General features: G+C 68.2%; 1 protein-coding gene, 1 tRNA gene and 1 pseudogene. 1 reads left to right on the top strand and 2 read right to left on the bottom strand.

The window, feature by feature from the left end; all coding sequences use genetic code 11:
- Positions 1-194: 194 nt before the first annotated feature.
- Both BACI9J_RS22555 and msrB read right to left on the bottom strand, forming a co-directional pair.
- Positions 195-270: transfer RNA gene (locus BACI9J_RS22555), tRNA-Thr, on the bottom strand.
- A gap of 37 nt (positions 271-307) precedes the next feature.
- Positions 308-715, bottom strand: coding sequence for a peptide-methionine (R)-S-oxide reductase MsrB (msrB, locus tag BACI9J_RS22560; protein ID WP_017888054.1), 408 nt, complete (start codon positions 713-715; stop codon positions 308-310).
- A gap of 65 nt (positions 716-780) precedes the next feature.
- On the opposite strand from msrB, the pseudogene BACI9J_RS22565 reads away from it, so the two are divergent.
- A pseudogene (locus tag BACI9J_RS22565) lies at positions 781-1,006 on the top strand (hypothetical protein); the annotation flags it as partial.

Below are 1,006 nucleotides of genomic sequence, written 5' to 3' on the forward strand. Positions count from 1 at the left end.
GGGCCGCTCCGCGTTCGTGCACATCGTGCGGATTTCCGCGGATGTGGGGTCAGGGTGTGGACGCGCGGGTCGGTGAGGTGTCATCCTCGTCGCACGACCGGCTGGTTACCGCGTCCAGCGCCCGGAACGCCCCCTGATCCGCGTTCCGTGTGCCGATGCCCCGGGCGAGACTTCGCCCGGGGCATCGCTTCGTCTGGGGCCGGCAGCGGGACTTGAACCCGCAACCCCCGTATTACAAGTACGGTGCGCTACCAATTGCGCCATGCCGGCTGACGCCGCTCATCCTACCGGTGAGGGCGTCCGGGGCTCACTCGCCCGACTTCTCCGAGAAGTTCAGCGAGATCGAGTTCATGCAGTACCGGTCACCGGTGGGGGTGCCGAACCCGTCGGGGAACACGTGGCCCAGGTGCGAACCGCAGCTCGCGCACCGGACCTCGGTCCGGGCCATGCCGAGCGAGTTGTCCTCGATGAGCTGCACGGCGTCGGGGTTCACCGACTCGTAGAACGACGGCCAGCCGCAGCCGGAGTCGAACTTCGTGCCGCTCTTGAACAGCTCCGCGTTGCAGGCCGCACAGGTGTAGACGCCGGCGCGCTCCTCGTCGAGGAGTTCACCGGTCCACGGTCGTTCGGTCCCCGCCTGGCGGAGGACGGCGTACTGGTCCGGGGAGAGCTCCTCGCGCCACTGGGCGTCGGACTTGTCGACGTTGTATGCCATTGGTTCCTCCTGCTTCCGGTCGGGCTCTTCCGGGCACTCCCGACCACTTCAGTAAACTCGCCACGATGTCCGAGCATTCCGTGCACCACGCCCGCTGGACCCGTCTGACGACGGACGCACTGTACGGCATCGTCGTGCTGCGCAACCGCGTGTTCGCGCTCGAGCAGCGGGTCACCGCCGAGGACTTCGACGGCCGTGACCGCGAGCCCGACACCGAGCACTGGTGGTTCGGCACGGACACCGCTGCGGTTGGGTACCTGCGGCTCATCCGCCCGGCGGTGGACGAGGTCC

It is taken from the genome of Arthrobacter sp. 9V, assembly GCF_902506065.1.
Classification (GTDB): domain Bacteria; phylum Actinomycetota; class Actinomycetes; order Actinomycetales; family Micrococcaceae; genus Arthrobacter.